This is a genomic window from Streptomyces sp. NPDC107517, from assembly GCF_055582645.1.
This window is the reverse complement of record NZ_JBVJPM010000017.1, coordinates 48,492-61,881: the sequence shown is the minus strand read 5'-3', so window position 1 is coordinate 61,881 and position 13,390 is coordinate 48,492. Positions and strand designations below refer to the sequence as shown.

The window sequence follows — 13,390 nt, the reverse complement described above, 5'->3', positions numbered from 1 at the left end:
GTCTGGAGATCCGGCAGTTCCGGCAGGTCTGGAGATCCGGCAGGTCCAGCCGGTCGCCCGGATCCAGCCGGTCCGCCACGTCCAGTACGTCTCGCTGGCCTCAAGAGGCGCCCGGATCAAGCGACTTGGGTGACCGCCCCGGGCAGAAAGGGGCCGTGCGCCCCCGTCCGCTACAGCGGGGACGCACGGCTGTCATCAGGGCGCGTGGCGTCAGCCGACCGCCACCGCCTCCCGCGCCGCGGGCCCCCCGGCCCTTGCGCCGGCGCCCCGCTTCCCGCGCAGCCCGCCGAGCAGTACGCAGACGAGCCCGAGCCCTGCCCAGGCCGCCAGCGTGATCGCGGGCGTCATGGCCCGCGCCCCGTCGAAGTACGAGACCGAGCGCAGCAGCGTTCCGCCCGCGCCCGGCGGCAGGAACTGGCCGATGCGGCCGACCGGTTCGGGCAGCAGCTGCGGCGCCGACGACACCCCCGAGAACGGGTTGCCGAGCAGCACCATCAGGAGTGCGCCCACCCCTGTCCCCGCCGGGCCGATCAGCGCGGAGAGCCCGGCCACGGTGCCGCCCACGGCCAGCGCCGACAGGCCCAACACCCCTGCTTCGACCCACCAGTTGCCCGTAAGCACCCCGAGCCAGCTGTGCGTGAGCGTCGCCGCCACGACGCCTACGAGCGCGGACGCCACCACGAGGGCACCCGCCGCCCGCCATCCCCGCAGTCCGAGCAGCGTCGCCACGGTGCCGCCGGCCACGCCCGCGATCGCCAGCGGCAGCACGCTCGAACTCAGCACCGCACCGCGCGGATCCCCGGCCGGCGCGGCGACCACGTCGACCGTCGGCACCCGCGTGCCCTTCGGCGCCTCGGCGGCCACGGCCTGCTGGAGCAGCTGCGCCACGACGGGGCTCGCGGCCGTCGCGGTGAGGAGCTTCGAGCCCTGGGCCGTCGCGACCACCGCTCCGTAGACGGTCCGGTCCGCGATCGCCGCGCGCGCCGCCGCCTCATCGGCGTACCGGTGGATCTCGAACGCGCCTTTGTGGGACCGCAGTTGCTGCTCGACGGGCGCTGCGGCGGCCGCCGGCCCCGCGACGCCGAGCGGGAGATCCCGGGGCGCTGTTCTGGCCCCGGGCCAGGCGAACGCCCACAGCGCGAGGGCGGCGAGCATCGGCACGAGCAGGGCGACCGCGGCCATCCTGCGCGCCGGAGACGGCGGGGCCGGGGTGGCGGTCGGGCTGGACATGACTTCCTCCGGGAGGAGCGGGAGCTTATAGCGAAGGATCGTTCGTTTTACTTGGCAGCCACTGTCCCGGCGTGGTCGTCCCTTGTCAAGAATGAATGTTCGTTTTACTTTGTGACCATGGCTCGTGTATCCCAGGAACACCTGGACGCCCGTCGTCGGCAGATCCTCGACGGTGCGACCCTCTGCTTCGCGCTCAACGGCTTCCACGCCACGTCCATGCAGGACGTGCTGAAGTCGGTCAACCTCTCCGCGGGCGCGGTGTACCGCTACTTCAGCGGCAAGGAGGAGCTGATCGGGGCCATCGTCACCGAGGTGCTCGACGAGATACGGGGTGTCTTCGAGTCGGCCGGCGCCGAGAGCCCGCCCGCGCCGCCGGACGTGCTGGTGGGGAGGGTGCTGAGCAGGATCCTCGGGATGCGGCCGGGGCTCACGCACGAGGGCGTGTCCGTCTTCCCGCGGCTGATGGTCCAGGTGTGGACGGAGACCCTGCGCAACGAAGAACTCTCCCGGGTGATGCGTGAGGGGTACGTCGGCGTGCGCGCGGCCTGGGTGAAGATCGTCGAGGGGTATCAGGCCGCGGGGATGATGCGCGCCGACATCCCCGCCGACGCCGTCGCCCGGGTCATGATCGCCACGGCGCAGGGATTCGCCGCGCAGCAGGCCCTGTTCGGGGAAGTCCACGTCCCTGTCGAAACTTTGCAGAACGGCCTGCGGGCCCTGATGAGTATGGGCGAGGCCGGCTGACGGTCATGGGCGGGTCAAGGGGTGGTTAACCTCGTTGAAACTCCCCCCAATTACCCTGCACCGCACGTCACCAGGGGCTTTTGTAGCCGGGATGCACAAGATCATGTGCATTTATTGTGTGTTACATCTATACCCGTCGCGGTGGCCGCGGCAGCCGGACCCCGCACGGTCCGGAGCGAAGGACTGTGAGGTGGCAGCCGTGCAACTGACCCCGCACGAGCAGGAAAGACTGCTCATTCATGTGGCAGCCGACGTGGCCGAGAAGCGTCGGAGCCGGGGTCTGAAACTCAATCATCCCGAGGCGATCGCTCTCGTCACGTCGCACATTCTCGAAGGTGCACGTGACGGCCGGTCCGTAGCCGAACTCATGTCGTCCGGTCGCAAGGTGCTCACGCGCGACGACGTGATGGAGGGCATCCCCGAGATGATCCACGACGTGCAGGTCGAGGCGACGTTCCCCGACGGCACCAAGCTCGTCACCGTCCACGATCCCATCGTCTGACGGGGGAGCGCTGCCATGATTCCCGGAGAGATCCTCTTCGCGGACGAGCCCGTCGTGTTCAACGAGGGCCGCGAGGTCACCCGTCTGACCGTGCTCAACGCTGCCGACCGGCCCGTCCAGGTCGGCTCCCACTACCACTTCGCCGAGGCCAATCCCGGTCTGGAGTTCGACCGTGCCGCAGCGCACGGTCTGCGACTCAACGTCGCCGCAGGGACCGCCGTGCGCTTCGAGCCCGGAATCCCTGTCGACATCGAACTCGTGCCTCTGGCCGGCCGGCGCATCGTGCCCGGCCTGCGGGGCGAGACCGGAGGTGCCCTCGATGGCTGAACTCTCCCGCGCCGCCTACGCCGACCTGTTCGGCCCCACCACGGGCGACCGCATCCGCCTCGCGGACACCGACCTGCTGATCGAGATCGAGGAGGACCGCTCCGGCGGCCCCGGACGCTCCGGTGACGAGTCCGTGTTCGGCGGCGGCAAGGTGATCCGCGAGTCCATGGGCCAGTCACGCGCCACGCGCGCGGACGGCGCCCCCGACACCGTCATCACCGGCGCCGTGATCATCGACCACTGGGGCATCGTCAAGGCCGACATCGGTATACGGGACGGCCGGATCACCGCGATCGGCAAGTCCGGCAACCCGGACACGATGGACGGCGTCCACCCCGACCTCGTCATCGGCCCCGAGACCGAGATCCTCGCCGGCAACGGCAAGATCGTCACCGCGGGCGCCATCGACACCCACATCCACTTCATCTCGCCGACCATCGTCGACGAGGCGCTCGCCTCCGGCGTCACCACGCTGATCGGCGGCGGCACCGGCCCGGCGGAGGGCTCCAAGGCGACCACGATCACCCCTGGTTCGTGGCACCTCGCCCGCATGTTCGAGGCGATGGAGTCGAGCCCGGTCAACATCGGGTTCCTCGGCAAGGGCAACACCACGTCCGCCGAGTCCATGTACGCCCAACTACGCGGCGGCGCCGTCAGCTTCAAGATCCACGAGGACTGGGGCGCCACGCCTGCCGTCATCGACGCCTGCCTGAACGTCTGTGAGGACACCGGCGCGCAGCTCGCCGTCCACACGGACACCCTGAACGAGGCGGGTTTCGTCGACGCCACCTTCGACGCCGTGGCCGGCCGCACCCTGCACGCCTTCCACGTCGAGGGCGCGGGCGGCGGGCACGCGCCCGACATGATCACGGCGGTCTCGCTGCCCAACATGCTGCCGAGCTCGACCAACCCGACACGGCCGCACACCGTCAACACCGTCGAGGAGCACCTCGACATGCTGATGGTCTGTCACCACCTGAACCCGGCCGTTCCCGAGGACCTGGCCTTCGCCGAGTCCCGGATCCGGCCCACCACCATCGCGGCCGAGGACATCCTTCACGACATCGGCGCCATCTCGATCATGTCCTCGGACTCCCAGGCGATGGGCCGCGTCGGCGAGGTCGTCCTGCGGACCTGGCAGACCGCGCACGTCATGAAGCGCCGCCGCGGCCAACTCTCCGGCGACACCCGCGCCGACAACCGGCGCGCCCGTCGCTATGTCGCCAAATACACGATCAACGCGGCCGTCGCACAGGGTGTCGACCACGAGATCGGCTCCGTCGAGACCGGCAAGCTCGCCGACCTCGTGCTCTGGGACCCCCGGTTCTTCGGCGTCAAGCCGCAGCTCGTCATCAAGGGCGGCCAGATCGCGTACGCACAAATGGGTGACGCCAACGCGTCCATCCCGACGCCGCAGCCCGTCCTGCCCCGCCCCATGTTCGGCGCCCACGGCAGGGCCCCCGCCTCGAACTCGTTCTTCTACGTGACGCAGACCGCCCTCGACGACGGTCTGCCGGAACGCCTCGGCCTGGACAGGAAGTTCGTGCCGATCCGCTCGACGCGGGGGCGGACGAAGGCGGACATGCGGGAGAACGACGCGCTGCCGCGGGTCGAGGTCGCCTCCGACAGCTTCGCCGTCACCATCGACGGCGAACTCGTCGAACCCGCGCCCGCCGCCGAACTGCCGCTCGCCCAGCGGTACTTCCTGTTCTGACGGGCCGAGAAGAAGAGACATGACACGAGCCGCACTACTCGTCCTGGCCGACGGCCGCTTCCCCGCCGGTGGGCATGCCCACTCCGGCGGGGCGGAGGCCGCCGTCAAGGCGGGACGCATCACGGGCGCGGCGAGCCTGGAGGACTTCTGCCGGGGCCGTCTGCACACCACGGGACTGGTGTCGGCGTCCCTGGCGGCGGCCGCCGCACTCGGCCTCGATCCGGTCACCCTGGACGAGGCCGCCGACGCCCGTACACCGTCACCCGCCCTGCGCACCGCGGCGCGCAGGCTCGGCAGACAGCTCATGCGCGCCGCGCGCGCGGCCTGGCCGCATCCCGAACTCGACGCGCTGGCCCGTCGGTTCCCCAAGGGGGCCCACCAGCCGGTGGTCCTCGGCCTCACCGCGCGGGCCGCGGGCCTCGGGCCCGTCGACGCCGCCTACTGCTCCGCGTACGAGAGCGTCAGCGGGCCCGCCACCGCCACGGTCAGGCTGCTCAGCCTCGACCCCTTCGACGCGACGGCGGGGCTCGCGCGCCTCGCGGACGACATCGACCGGGTCACGACGGCGGCCGCCGAGGCGGCGGCACGAGCCGTCACCGAAGGGGCGGATTCATTGCCCGCGGCGTCCGCGCCGCTGTTGGAGGTGGGGGCCGAGGCCCACGCGGCCTGGGCTGTACGCCTGTTCGCGTCCTAGGACGCGACGCGGCGGACACGCCTCAGGGCGCCCTGCCTCCCCACTGAACGATTGGAGTCACACCATGCACCTCGACCACTCGCACGACGGCCCCGCCGCGGTCAGCGCCGACGCCTGCCGCCCCGACGGCACCCGCCGCGCCGTTCGTATCGGCCTCGGCGGCCCCGTCGGATCCGGCAAGACCGCCACCGTCGCGGCGCTCTGCCGCGCGCTGCGCGACGAACTGTCCCTCGCCGTCGTGACGAACGACATCTACACGCGCGAGGACGCCGAGTTCCTGCTCCGCGAGGCCGTGCTGCCGCCCGAGCGCATCACCGCCGTGGAGACGGGCGCCTGCCCGCACACCGCCATCCGCGACGACATCTCCGCCAACCTGGAGGCCGTGGAGGACCTGGAGGACGAGGTCGGGCCGCTCGACCTGATCCTCGTCGAGTCCGGCGGCGACAACCTCACGGCCACGTTCTCGCGCGGCCTCGTCGACGCGCAGATCTTCGTCATCGACGTCGCCGGCGGCGACGACATCCCGCGCAAGGGCGGCCCCGGCGTCACCACCGCCGACCTGCTCGTCATCAACAAGACGGACCTCGCCCCCTACGTCGGCTCCGACCTCGCCCGGATGTCCGCCGACGCCAAGGAACAGCGCGCCGAACTCCCCGTCGTCCTCCAGTCCCTGCGCTCCGCCGACGGTGTGCGCGACGTCGCCGACTGGGTGCGTGCACAGCTCACCGCGTGGACGGCATGACCGCAGGCGTACGCTCCACGGCCCGCATCACGGCGAGCGACGACGGCCGCGGCGGCACCTGTCTCCCCGTCCTCGACGCAGAGGGCTCCCTGGCCCTGCGCCGTATCCGCTCGACCGGTCCCGACGCGCGCGTCATGCTCGTCGGCGCCATGAGCGGGCCGCTCGGCGGCGACCACATGAGTGTCGAGGCGCATGCGACGGCCGGTGCCCGCCTGCGCATCGGATCCGTCGCCGCGACGATCGCCCTGCCCGGCCAGACCAAGGGCGAGGCGCGCTACGACGTCCGCCTCACGGTCGACGACGGGGCCGAACTGCACTGGCTGCCCGAGCAGTTGATCTCCGCGTGCGAGAGTGACCTGCGGGTCACCACGCGGGCCGAACTCGCTCCGGGCGCCCGGCTCGTGCTGCGTGAGGAACAGGTGCTCGGCCGCACTGCCGAGGAGCCCGGCCGGCTCACCAGCCGGCTCACCGTCCACCGCGCGGGCCGGCCGCTGCTCGACCAGGAGCTGGCCTGCGGCCCCGGCGCCCCCGGCGGCTGGGACGGCCCCGCCGTACTCGCGGGACACCGGGCGCTCGGTCAACTCGTGGTCGTGAGGCCCGAGTTCGAGAAGGACAGGCCGTCGCCCGCGCTGCTCGGCGAGAACGCCGCGCTGACGCCGCTCGCCGGGCCCGCGGTCCTGGTCACGGCCCTCGCGTCCGACGCGCTGCGGCTGCGCGGAACGCTCGACGACGCCCTGCGCCGCCTGTCCTGAGCGACGGCCCAAGGGGCCCGGCCGGTCCGAACCAAACGACCGTACGGGCCCATTCCGCTCACCGGGACGAGTTATACCGTTTATCGGATTGGTAAAGAACGTCAACTGTCCCTGTTGTCAGGGACGGTGCAGGCGCAAGGATCCCCGTACTGATCGAGAACCCGATCGAAGTAATGATCGAATCGATGTACGGAGGCCTCAGTTGAGACGGACTCGACTTACCAGTCGAAGCAGCCGGACGGCGGTGATCGGCTCCGCCGGAACCCTGGTGGCGGCGACCCTGATCGCCGGAGCGATGGCGGCGCCGGTGGCGAGCGCGGACTCCCGGACCGGCCAGGACCGTGAGGCCCGCGGTGCGGCCGTCGCGGCGGCCCGTGCCGCCAAGGCCGGCATCGACTGGAAGGACTGCCCCGCCGACTGGGGCATAGCCAAGCCCATCCAGTGCGGCTGGGTGACGGTGCCGCTGGACTACGCGAAGCCGTACGGCAAGCAGATCAAGCTCGCTGTCGACCGCATAGGCTCCACCGGCACCCAGGACGAGCGCCAGGGCGCCCTCGTCTACAACCCGGGCGGCCCCGGCGGCTCCGGCATGCGCTTCCCGACGCGCGTGACCAGCAAGAACCCGCTCTGGGCGAAGACTTCGAAGGCGTACGACTTCGTGGGCTTCGACCCGCGCGGCGTCGGCCACTCCGCGCCGATCTCCTGCATCGACCCGCAGGAGTTCGTGAAGGCCCCCAAGGCCGACCCGGTCCCCGACTCCGAGGCCGACAAGCTCGGCCAGCGCAAGCTCGCCAAGGAGTACGCGGACGGCTGCGCCGAGCGCAGCGGCGACATGCTGCCGCAGATGACCACGCCGAACACCGCGCGCGACCTCGACGTCATCCGCGCCGCCCTCGGCGAGAAGAAGCTCAACTACCTGGGCGTCTCCTACGGCACGTACCTGGGCGCCGTGTACGGCACGCTCTTCCCGGGCCACGTCCGCCGCATGGTCGTCGACAGCGTCGTCGACCCGTCGCGCGACAACATCTGGTACGAGGCCAACCTCGGCCAGGACGTCGCCTTCCAGGGCCGCTGGAACGACTGGACCTCGTGGGTGGCCAAGAACGACGCCTCCTTCCACCTCGGTGGCACGCAGGCCGAGGTCGAGGCCCAGTGGCTGAAGCTGCGCGCCGCCGCCAAGAAGAACCCCATCGGCGGCGTCGTCGGCCCCGCCGAACTGATCGGCTTCTTCCAGAGCGCCCCGTACTACGACTCGTCGTGGGTGCCGGTCGCGCAGGTGTGGAGCAAGTACGTCGCCGGGGACACCCAGGCGCTCGTCGACGCCGCGGCCCCCGACATGTCGGACACCGCGGGCAACGCCGCGTCGGAGAACGGCAACGCGGTCTACACCGCCGTCGAGTGCGCCGACGCCAAGTGGCCCACCAGCTGGAACAAGTGGGACCGCGACAACACGCGTCTGAACAAGGACTATCCGTTCATGACGTGGGCGAACGCGTGGATGAACCTGCCGTGCGCCACCTGGCCCACCAAGCAGCAGACCCCCGTGAACGTGAAGACCGGCAAGGGCCTGCCCGCCGTTCTCATCGTCCAGTCCACGCGCGACGCGGCCACCCCCTACAAGGGCGCCGTCGAGCTGCACCAGCGCTTCAAGGGCTCGCGCCTGATCACCGAGAAGGACGCGGGCTCCCACGGTGTCACCGGCCTGACCAACCCGTGCATCAACGACCGGGTCGACACCTACCTGCTCACCGGCGGGACGGACAGCAAGGATGTGACGTGCGCCCCGCACGCCACGCCCAAGCCGTAGCCACCGTCTGACGGCAGCACCTTGACGGCCCGGCCCCCGCTCGGGGGCCGGGCCGTCACCGTGCGGTCAGCCGCGCCGCGCCAGCCACGCGTCCTCGGCCGCGTAGTCGAAGAGCCCCGTCGTGTAGGTCCGCACCATCGCCGGGAACGCCTCCTCCCAGCCTCGCCCCGCGCTCAGCCGCTCGGTCAGCCAGCCCACCGTGCCCGGCAGCGACGCGCTGTACGTCGTCACCGCGCGATAGCCCAACTCCCGCTCCGCGGCAGCCATGTCGTACAGGACGGGATGCGCGATGGACCACGGGGTGTCACCCACGTTCGGCTCCGGGGGCGCACCGTCCACCAGGACGGTCTCCGTCTCGACCCCCATCACGGCGTCGATCTCCGCCCCGATCTCCGCGATCGTCGGTGCCTCGGGATCCCCGGCGTTCAGGACCCGCGAACCGGGCCGTGCCGCGGCGAGCCGCACCAGCTCGGCGAGGTTGTACACGCTGACCGGATGGAACCGGCTCCGCCCACCGTGGGCCAGCACGCGCGTACGGCGGCCGTCCAGATTCCGCTTCACGAAGTACAGCTCACGGGGCGTACGGCAGTGCGGTCCGTGCACGGCGCCCGCGCGCAGGAGCGTCGCCGGCAGCCGGCCGCCCAGCGCGAGCAGCTCCCGCTCCAGCCCGACCTTCCGTGTGCTGTACGTCGCGTCGCCGGGGGCGACCGTCCGCTGGGTCTCCGGGATGGGCACCGGATACGCGGGCGCCCCGTCCGGCTCACCCTGCGTGTCGAAGCCGCGCCCCTCGTCGTCCTCGTAGACCGCCCCGCTGGAGATCACCACCGCGGAACCGATCCGGCCGGCGAACGAGGCCAGCTGTCGGGCGTGGGCCGGGCCGTACGCCACAGTGTCCACGACCACGTCGACGCCGTCCCCGAGCACCGCGCCGAGCGCTCCGTCGTCCTCCCGGTCGGCGCGGGACTCCCGCACGTCCCCCGGCCAGCTCGCGTCGCGTCCGCCGCCGCGGGAGACCGCCGTCACCGCCCAGCCGTCCTCCGCGAGCGCCCGCACCGCCGCGCGCCCGATCTGCCCCGTCGCCCCGATCACCACCGCTGTCCTCATGACCGGACCGTACGCCGCGCGCAGGCGCCGCTCCCAGGGCGTTTCGCGGTGCGCAGAAACCCCCGGCCGCCGCTCTCAGCTCAGCGGCATCCGCGGGAACTTGCGGGCCTTGTCCTTGGCCGCTTCGGCCTCGGCCTTGACGTCGGCCGCGTACTTGTCGACGTACTCCTGACCGGACAGGCCGAGGATCGCGTAGATGATCTCGTCGGTGACCGCGCGGAGGATCGCCTTCTCGCCGTCCATGCCCGCGTAGCGCGAGAAGTCCAGGGGCTCGCCGAAGCGGATCGTCACGCGGTGGAGGTTCGGGATGACCTGGCCGGGCGGCTGCGCCTCGAACGTGCCGATCATCGCGCAGGGGATCACCGGGACCTGCCCCTTGAGCGCCATCGCGGCCACGCCGACCTTGCCCTTGTAGAGCCGCCCGTCGTGCGAGCGCGTGCCCTCCGGGTAGATGCCGAGCAGCTCGCCCTTGCTCAGCACGCCGAGGCCCTCACGGATCGCGGCCTGGCCCGCCGCTCTGCCGGAGCGGTCCACGGGGATCTGTCCGGCGCTGCGGAAGAACGCGGCCGTCAGCCGGCCCCTGATGCCGGGCCCCGTGAAGTACTCCGCCTTCGCCAGGAACGTGATGCGCCGCTTCAGGATGGCCGGCATCAGGAAGTGGTCCGAGAACGACAGGTGATTGCCCGCGACGATCGCCGCGCCCGACTCCGGCACATGGTCGAGCCCCTCGATCCGGGGCCGGAACACCAGCCGCAGCAGTGGGCCCAGAATCACGTACTTGAGCAGTCGGTAGAACATGCTGGGCCGCCTTCCCCGTGGATCCAGATGCGTGCGCACAGTAACCAATCGTCGGCCCGCACGCGAGAGCCCGTTCGGACCTCGCCCGGCCTTCGACCGGGGGACCGCACGGCGCGTCCGCTTGGCGGCCGGCCGGGACGGGGCGTCCCCTGGCCTCCGTTCGTCCCGCACCTTCACCGGAGGTCCCGTGATGCGTCCGCTCGTTCTCGCCGCCGCAGCCCTCACCGTCCTCGCCGCGGCCGGCCCCGCCGGCGCCACCGCCACCGACCCGCCCGCGCCCCAGGGGCTCTTCCTCACCGTCTCCGGGGATCAGGGCTCGTGGATGCGCGGTGAGCTGCTGCGCTGCGAGCCGGGGGCGTCGGGGCACCATCCCCACGCGGCAGCGGCGTGCGTCGCACTCGACCGGGCGCAGGGGGATCTGGACGCGCTCAACCCGGACCCGGAGATGTGCACCCAGGTCTACGCCCCCGTCACCGTGAGTGCGAACGGCACGTACCGCGGCAAGAAGATCACCTGGCAGAAGACGTTCGCCAACGCCTGCACGATGAACGCGTCGACCGGGTCCGTCTTCCGGTTCTGACGCGCGGGACCCGCTCTCGTGCGGCACCGGGCCATGTGTCAGGTGCTGCGCGACGCGGCCATCCCGACGGTGAGCAGACCGAGCACGACCCAGCCGAACCACAGCCAGCCGTTGCTCCCGAGCGCCACCGTGTAGGCGGTCACCGCGACGAGGGCGCCGACGGTGAGCACCCCCATCGTCTTCATCGATCCGGGCATGGCCCGCCTCCTCCCGGCAACCCGGACGGCGCAGCGCCCGGACCACGGCTGAACACCATGGTCACCCCTCAGGGGCGCCGGGCGCTACCGGCCGCGCGTGTTCAGTGAGGCGAGATACGCGTTGTACGCGACAAGCTCCTGGTCACCGTCGCGGTCCGCGGCGCGGTCCTTGCGGCGCGCCTGCCGGTCCTCGGACTTCTTCCACTGGAAGAGCAGCGCGAGCAGCACGAGCACCGAGGGCACCTCGCTGAACGCCCAGGCGATGCCGCCCGCCGCCGTCTGGTCCGCCAGCGCGTCGATCCCGAGCGAGGCCGGCGGGTGCTCGTACGTGCCGATCATCGGCCCGGACGCCATCATCAGCGCGATGCCGAAGAACGCGTGGAAGGGCATGCCCGCGAAGAGCTCCAGCATCCGCATCACATAGCCGGGGCGGTGCGGGCCCGGGTCCACGCCCATGATCGGCCAGAAGAAGACCAGGCCGACGGCGAGGAAGTGCACCATCATGGCGATGTGCCCGGCCTTCGAACCCATGAGGGTGTCGAAGATCGGCGTGAAGTAGAGCGCGTACAGGCTCGCGATGAACAGCGGGATGGTGAACGCGGGATGCGTGATGATCCGCATGTACCGGCTGTGCAGCAGCATCAGGAGCAGCTCGCGCGGCCCCTTCGAGCCGCGCCGCGCCACCGGCATCGCCCGCAGGGCGAGCGTGATCGGCGCGCCCATCAGGAGCAGGATCGGCGACAGCATGCTGATCACCATGTGCTGCACCATGTGCACGGAGAACATGACCATGCCGTAGTCGTTCAGCTTGGTGCACATCACCAGCATCACGGTCAGCACGCCGATGACGAACGACAGCGTGCGGCCCACCTGCCAGCTGTCACCGCGCCGCACGAGCCGTACGACACCCCAGCCGTACAGGCCGAGCGCCACCAGGCACCCGATCAGGAAGAAGGGGTCCGCCGACCATACGAGGCCTCGCCCCAGCGTGAACGGCGGCAGATCCATGTTCATGCCGTGCCCGCTGTGATCCATCCGCCGGCTCCTGATTGGTACTGGTTATGGGCTGTCTGTCCGCACCAGAGTAGAACTGCCCCCGGTCGCGGTCGCGACCGGGGGCAGACTCTTCAAGAGCGAACTAGAGAACGCACTCCGCCTCGGCGTACCGCTCCTGCGGAACCGTCTTCAGCGTCTCGACGGCCTCGGCGAGCGACACCATCACGATGTCCGTGCCGCGCAGCGCCGTCATCATGCCGAACTCGCCGCGGTGCACCGCCTCGACGGCGTGCCAGCCGAAGCGCGTGGCGAGCACACGGTCGTACGCGGTGGGGGTGCCGCCGCGCTGCACGTGACCGAGGATCACCGGGCGGGCCTCCTTGCCGAGGCGCTGCTCCAGCTCGCCGGAGAGCCGCGTGGCGATGCCCGCGAAGCGCTCGTGGCCGTACATGTCCTTGACGCCCTCGTCGAACTCCATGGAGCCGGGGGCGGGCTTGGCGCCCTCGGCGGCCACGACGATGGCGAACTTCTTGCCGGCGGAGAACCGCTCGCCGACCTTCGCGGCCAGCTCCTCGATGTCGAAGGGGCGCTCCGGCACGACGATGGCGTGGGCGCCCGCGGCCATGCCCGAGTGCAGTGCGATCCAGCCGGTGTGACGGCCCATGACCTCGACGATCAGGACGCGCTGGTGGGACTCGGCGGTCGTCTTGAGGCGGTCGAGCGCCTCGGTCGCGACGCCGACGGCCGTGTCGAAGCCGAAGGTGACGTCCGTGACGGCGATGTCGTTGTCGATCGTCTTCGGTACGCCGACGATCGGGAGGCCGCTGTCGGACAGCAGGCGGGCCGCCTTCAGCGTGCCCTCTCCGCCGATCGGGATGATCGCGTCAAGACCCAGATCCGCGACATGGCCCCTGGCCCGCTCCACGCCGTCGCGCAGATGCGCGGGCTGGACCCGCGACGAGCCGAGGATCGTGCCGCCGCGGGCGAGGATGCCGCCCACCGCGTCCAGGTCGAGCTTGCGGTAGTCGCACTCCAGCAGGCCCTTCCAGCCGTCGTGGAAGCCGATGACCTCGTCGCCGTGGTCGACGACGGCACGGTGCACGACCGAACGAATCACGGCGTTCAGGCCGGGGCAGTCTCCGCCGGAGGTGAGGACACCAATACGCATAGCCCGAGAACCTTTGCAGAGTGGGCCGATGACCG

Annotated in this window: 15 protein-coding genes; 9 read left to right on the top strand and 6 right to left on the bottom strand. The window is 71.2% G+C overall.

Going from position 1 to position 13,390, the window contains the following annotated elements:
- Positions 1-210: 210 nt before the first annotated feature.
- On the bottom strand, positions 211-1,230 hold the full coding sequence (locus ACZ67T_RS31665) for an ABC transporter permease (protein WP_469988439.1): 1,020 nt from the start codon (positions 1,228-1,230) through the stop codon (positions 211-213).
- 117 nt (positions 1,231-1,347) lie between these two features.
- Here ACZ67T_RS31665 and ACZ67T_RS31660 point away from each other — a divergent pair, with 117 nt between their 5' ends.
- The 8 genes from ACZ67T_RS31660 to ACZ67T_RS31625 all read left to right on the top strand — a co-directional run bounded on the left by ACZ67T_RS31660 (position 1,348) and on the right by ACZ67T_RS31625 (position 8,512).
- Entirely contained in the window at positions 1,348-1,974 is a 627-nt protein-coding gene (locus tag ACZ67T_RS31660) for a TetR/AcrR family transcriptional regulator (protein WP_469988437.1), read from the top strand.
- Positions 1,975-2,173: 199 nt separating this feature from the next.
- Positions 2,174-2,476: an urease subunit gamma gene (locus ACZ67T_RS31655; protein ID WP_383084142.1), complete on the top strand. Its 303-nt coding sequence runs from the start codon at positions 2,174-2,176 to the stop codon at positions 2,474-2,476.
- A 15-nt stretch (positions 2,477-2,491) separates the two neighbouring features.
- A complete protein-coding gene (locus tag ACZ67T_RS31650) occupies positions 2,492-2,803 on the top strand; it encodes an urease subunit beta (RefSeq protein WP_326714182.1) in 312 nt (103 codons plus the stop codon).
- Positions 2,796-4,517, top strand: a complete 1,722-nt coding sequence (locus ACZ67T_RS31645) for an urease subunit alpha (RefSeq protein WP_469988435.1) — start codon at positions 2,796-2,798, stop codon at positions 4,515-4,517. The genes ACZ67T_RS31650 and ACZ67T_RS31645 overlap by 8 nt, the downstream gene beginning before the upstream one ends.
- Positions 4,518-4,536: 19 nt before the next feature.
- Positions 4,537-5,211: an urease accessory protein UreF gene (locus ACZ67T_RS31640; RefSeq protein WP_469988433.1), complete on the top strand. Its 675-nt coding sequence runs from the start codon at positions 4,537-4,539 to the stop codon at positions 5,209-5,211.
- Positions 5,212-5,275: 64 nt separating this feature from the next.
- A complete protein-coding gene (gene ureG, locus ACZ67T_RS31635; protein ID WP_469988431.1) occupies positions 5,276-5,953 on the top strand; it encodes an urease accessory protein UreG in 678 nt (225 codons plus the stop codon).
- On the top strand, positions 5,950-6,705 hold the full coding sequence (locus ACZ67T_RS31630; protein WP_469988429.1) for an urease accessory protein UreD: 756 nt from the start codon (positions 5,950-5,952) through the stop codon (positions 6,703-6,705). The genes ureG and ACZ67T_RS31630 overlap by 4 nt, the downstream gene beginning before the upstream one ends.
- A gap of 295 nt (positions 6,706-7,000) precedes the next feature.
- Positions 7,001-8,512, top strand: coding sequence for an alpha/beta hydrolase (locus ACZ67T_RS31625; RefSeq protein ID WP_469988624.1), 1,512 nt, complete (start codon positions 7,001-7,003; stop codon positions 8,510-8,512).
- 66 nt (positions 8,513-8,578) lie between these two features.
- Here the strand turns inward: ACZ67T_RS31625 and ACZ67T_RS31620 are convergent, their stop codons facing one another.
- Together ACZ67T_RS31620 and ACZ67T_RS31615 are read right to left on the bottom strand one after the other, a co-directional pair.
- The gene (locus ACZ67T_RS31620; protein ID WP_469988427.1) at positions 8,579-9,616 is read right to left on the bottom strand and encodes an NAD-dependent epimerase/dehydratase family protein; all 1,038 of its coding nucleotides are present in this window, start codon (positions 9,614-9,616) and stop codon (positions 8,579-8,581) included.
- Positions 9,617-9,691: 75 nt separating this feature from the next.
- Entirely contained in the window at positions 9,692-10,414 is a 723-nt protein-coding gene (locus tag ACZ67T_RS31615; RefSeq protein WP_100597534.1) for a lysophospholipid acyltransferase family protein, read from the bottom strand.
- Between the two features lie 190 nt (positions 10,415-10,604).
- Here ACZ67T_RS31615 and ACZ67T_RS31610 point away from each other — a divergent pair, with 190 nt between their 5' ends.
- Positions 10,605-10,994, top strand: a complete 390-nt coding sequence (locus ACZ67T_RS31610; protein ID WP_469988425.1) for an SSI family serine proteinase inhibitor — start codon at positions 10,605-10,607, stop codon at positions 10,992-10,994.
- A 38-nt stretch (positions 10,995-11,032) separates the two neighbouring features.
- Here the strand turns inward: ACZ67T_RS31610 and ACZ67T_RS31605 are convergent, their stop codons facing one another.
- The 3 genes from ACZ67T_RS31605 to ACZ67T_RS31595 all read right to left on the bottom strand — a co-directional run bounded on the left by ACZ67T_RS31605 (position 11,033) and on the right by ACZ67T_RS31595 (position 13,355).
- On the bottom strand, positions 11,033-11,191 hold the full coding sequence (locus ACZ67T_RS31605) for a hypothetical protein (protein ID WP_469988423.1): 159 nt from the start codon (positions 11,189-11,191) through the stop codon (positions 11,033-11,035).
- Positions 11,192-11,275: 84 nt separating this feature from the next.
- Entirely contained in the window at positions 11,276-12,226 is a 951-nt protein-coding gene (locus ACZ67T_RS31600; protein WP_469988421.1) for a cytochrome c oxidase assembly protein, read from the bottom strand.
- Between the two features lie 103 nt (positions 12,227-12,329).
- Entirely contained in the window at positions 12,330-13,355 is a 1,026-nt protein-coding gene (locus ACZ67T_RS31595; protein WP_116500180.1) for a 6-phosphofructokinase, read from the bottom strand.
- Between the last annotated feature and the right edge of the window lie 35 nt (positions 13,356-13,390).

Bases quoted from the DNA above. Each gene is read 5' to 3' on its own strand.
- ACZ67T_RS31600 (WP_469988421.1), bottom strand. From the start codon at position 12,226: ATGGATCACAGCGGGCACGGCATGAACATGGATCTGCCGCCGTTCACG.
- ACZ67T_RS31645 (WP_469988435.1), top strand. From the start codon at position 2,796: ATGGCTGAACTCTCCCGCGCCGCCTACGCCGACCTGTTCGGCCCCACC.
- ACZ67T_RS31630 (WP_469988429.1), top strand. From the start codon at position 5,950: ATGACCGCAGGCGTACGCTCCACGGCCCGCATCACGGCGAGCGACGAC.
- ACZ67T_RS31625 (WP_469988624.1), top strand. From the start codon at position 7,001: ATGGCGGCGCCGGTGGCGAGCGCGGACTCCCGGACCGGCCAGGACCGT.
- ACZ67T_RS31660 (WP_469988437.1), top strand. From the start codon at position 1,348: ATGGCTCGTGTATCCCAGGAACACCTGGACGCCCGTCGTCGGCAGATC.
- ACZ67T_RS31615 (WP_100597534.1), bottom strand. From the start codon at position 10,414: ATGTTCTACCGACTGCTCAAGTACGTGATTCTGGGCCCACTGCTGCGG.
- ureG (WP_469988431.1), top strand. From the start codon at position 5,276: ATGCACCTCGACCACTCGCACGACGGCCCCGCCGCGGTCAGCGCCGAC.
- ACZ67T_RS31605 (WP_469988423.1), bottom strand. From the start codon at position 11,191: ATGCCCGGATCGATGAAGACGATGGGGGTGCTCACCGTCGGCGCCCTC.
- ACZ67T_RS31595 (WP_116500180.1), bottom strand. From the start codon at position 13,355: ATGCGTATTGGTGTCCTCACCTCCGGCGGAGACTGCCCCGGCCTGAAC.
- ACZ67T_RS31610 (WP_469988425.1), top strand. From the start codon at position 10,605: ATGCGTCCGCTCGTTCTCGCCGCCGCAGCCCTCACCGTCCTCGCCGCG.
- ACZ67T_RS31640 (WP_469988433.1), top strand. From the start codon at position 4,537: ATGACACGAGCCGCACTACTCGTCCTGGCCGACGGCCGCTTCCCCGCC.
- ACZ67T_RS31650 (WP_326714182.1), top strand. From the start codon at position 2,492: ATGATTCCCGGAGAGATCCTCTTCGCGGACGAGCCCGTCGTGTTCAAC.
- ACZ67T_RS31620 (WP_469988427.1), bottom strand. From the start codon at position 9,616: ATGAGGACAGCGGTGGTGATCGGGGCGACGGGGCAGATCGGGCGCGCG.
- ACZ67T_RS31665 (WP_469988439.1), bottom strand. From the start codon at position 1,230: ATGTCCAGCCCGACCGCCACCCCGGCCCCGCCGTCTCCGGCGCGCAGG.